The sequence below is a fragment of the Pseudoalteromonas sp. Z1A6 genome (genome assembly GCF_011378745.1).
Lineage (GTDB): Bacteria > Pseudomonadota > Gammaproteobacteria > Enterobacterales > Alteromonadaceae > Pseudoalteromonas > Pseudoalteromonas arctica.
Genome location: NZ_WTKW01000475.1, coordinates 1 through 2,509 on the forward strand (window position 1 = coordinate 1; position 2,509 = coordinate 2,509).

A 2,509-nucleotide genomic window follows, 5' to 3' on the forward strand; every position below is an offset into this window, starting at 1 on the left:
TCTTTAGAGAATAAAAAGTCCTGCTTTTGCTCTGAGTTAAAAAAGTCTTGCCAATTTTTGTAAATAGATTCAACTAAAGACTGTGGAATTGGGTGGTTTTTTAAAACACCAAATCCAGTATTTCTTAACGATTCAACAAAGTGTGCAGCCGCATCGGGAGCTTTGTAATCAACAGTAGGTAATTGCATTGTACGTTCCAGTGAATAGGTTGTGTGAAGTGGACTGCTTTAATAGTAGCAAATTGCCAAGATAAAGTAGCAAAGCCTTCATTATAGCGCTATGCGAGGATAGACAAATGACCTCAAAAACATAAGGACATATGTCCGTAAAGTAACGTTTCCACCACTAGGCTTGATCAAGATCAACTTATAAAAAAACGTTGAATTTGCAAGGTTTAGTACTTATATCTGGTCTACTACTATAATGTATTTTATTTGTGTAAATAAGGCTCCCCATGCGACAAAAAGTATCTTTTAAAAGCGGCGATTTAGAACTTGCCGGCCAACTAGAACGCCCCGCCGGCGACATAAAGTTTTATGCGCTATTTGCACACTGCTTCACATGCGGAAAAGACATAGCAGCAGCCACACGTATAAGCCGTGCACTTACGCAGCAAGGCATAGCCGTACTGCGTTTTGACTTTACGGGTTTAGGTAATAGCGATGGCGACTTTGCTAACAGTAACTTTTCATCAAACATTCAAGATTTAGTTTCAGCGGCTGATCATCTGCGTGAGCATTTTGCAGCGCCGCAATTACTTATTGGCCACAGTTTAGGCGGCGCTGCGGTACTTGCTGCTGCTGAGCACATTCCTGAAGTATCGGCTATTACAACCATTGGCGCGCCGTCAGATGCACAGCACGTAGCCCATAACTTTGCAGCACACCTTGATGAAATTAACGCAGCCGGTGAAGCGAAGGTAAGCCTAGCAGGCCGAGAATTTACCATTAAAAAACAGTTTATAGACGATATAGCCAAGTACGATAAAAGCCACATTAGTAAACTTAAGCGCGCATTGTTAGTAATGCACTCCCCTATTGATGCGACGGTAAATATTAGTGAAGCCGAAAAAATTTACGCATCAGCTAAGCATCCTAAAAGTTTTATTAGCCTGGATAACGCCGATCACTTACTTACTAATAAAAACGATGCCGACTACGCTGCAGAAATTATTGCAACGTGGGCTAACCGCTACGTCAAGTATGACAAAACAAAATACACAGCAAGCTTAACGGGTGGCAATGTACTTGTTGAAGAAAAAGACCATGTATTTACTCAGCACGTAAGCACTAAAGATCATACTTGGCTTGCAGATGAGCCAATAAAGGTAGGCGGTAAAAACTTAGGCCCCGATCCGTATCATCACTTATTAGCGGGGCTTGGTGCTTGTACAGCAATGACACTACGTATGTACGCTACACGTAAAAATTTAGCGCTAGAGCATGTTAAAGTAGAGCTTGATCACACTCGCGATTACAACAAAGATTGCGACGATTGTGAGCAAACCGGTAACCTAGAAGCCATTACCCGTAAAATCACTCTAGTCGGTGATTTAACACAAGAGCAACGCCAGCGTTTGCTCGAAATAGCCGACAAATGCCCTGTGCATAAAACACTACATAACAACCCTGTTATTGTAAGTGAACTGGTAAAGTAACTAGCATACAAGCAATATAGCGCAGCTAACACTGCGCTATGCTTTAACAAAACTAACTATTTACTATCTAAAAATTCTTTTACTTCTTTACTCATTCTATCCACCAGCCATTTTGGCCCGCCATCGTACATATCGTTATGACGAGATTTTTCTATTAGTGTTTGTATAACAGGAAACTTATCCAGCTCCTCAGCCGTTAACAACACATTCGCATCAGCTGGGTAATCACTACCACGTAGTGTAAACACGCGAATCTTTTTATTACGAGGGATCAACATACGACGATGATCGATCGTAATAATAGTGCTTACTTCATTGGGGTAAATAGAGCCGTATAATACCGAAATATCACCGCCGTTTGAATGCCCAAATAAGGCGAGTTTTGTAAAGTCGTACGCTGGGTATTTACTCGATAACTCATTAACTAAAAACTTAAGCGTTACCACACCACGATGCCAGTTTTCCATACGAGTGGTTAAGTAAGGCTGTTCACGGTTTAGGTAAGGGTCGGTTTTTAGTTCATGTGCAACGGCTACTGTTAAGTATCCGCGTTGATTAAACGCATCACTGGCAAACGTATACTTGTTATGACTAATACCGTAGCCCGCATTAATAAATGCCACAGGGCACTTTGCTTGCTCTGTACACTTAGCATTGTTACTTGGTAATGTAATATTGATAGGAATAGTGCGATTGCGGCTTTTATCGGTTATAACGTCGTCGGTTGCATAGCTTGTAGTGCTTATTATTGATGTAGTTAAGGTGAGTGCGCTTAACATAAAAAGCTTTTTAAGTGCTTTTTGCATATTTAAACTTATATAAATTATTGTTTTTAATTAAAAATAACTTTTA

General features: G+C 40.5%; 3 protein-coding genes. 1 reads left to right on the plus strand and 2 read right to left on the minus strand.

What is annotated here, in order from left to right:
* The coding region (locus GQR46_RS18640) for a 2-oxoglutarate and iron-dependent oxygenase domain-containing protein (protein WP_240922924.1) at positions 1-188 on the minus strand (188 nt) is incomplete at its 3' end.
* A gap of 266 nt (positions 189-454) precedes the next feature.
* Between GQR46_RS18640 and GQR46_RS18645 the strand changes: the two genes are divergently transcribed.
* A complete protein-coding gene (locus tag GQR46_RS18645; RefSeq protein ID WP_165729306.1) occupies positions 455-1,657 on the plus strand; it encodes a bifunctional alpha/beta hydrolase/OsmC family protein in 1,203 nt (400 codons plus the stop codon).
* Positions 1,658-1,713: 56 nt separating this feature from the next.
* On the opposite strand, the gene GQR46_RS18650 is transcribed toward GQR46_RS18645, so the two are convergent.
* Entirely contained in the window at positions 1,714-2,463 is a 750-nt protein-coding gene (locus tag GQR46_RS18650) for an alpha/beta hydrolase (protein WP_165742018.1), read from the minus strand.
* Between the last annotated feature and the right edge of the window lie 46 nt (positions 2,464-2,509).

Excerpts from the sequence above, each read along its gene's own strand:
- GQR46_RS18645 (WP_165729306.1), top strand. The coding sequence starts at position 455 with ATGCGACAAAAAGTATCTTTTAAAAGCGGCGATTTAGAACTTGCCGGC.
- GQR46_RS18650 (WP_165742018.1), bottom strand. The coding sequence starts at position 2,463 with ATGCAAAAAGCACTTAAAAAGCTTTTTATGTTAAGCGCACTCACCTTA.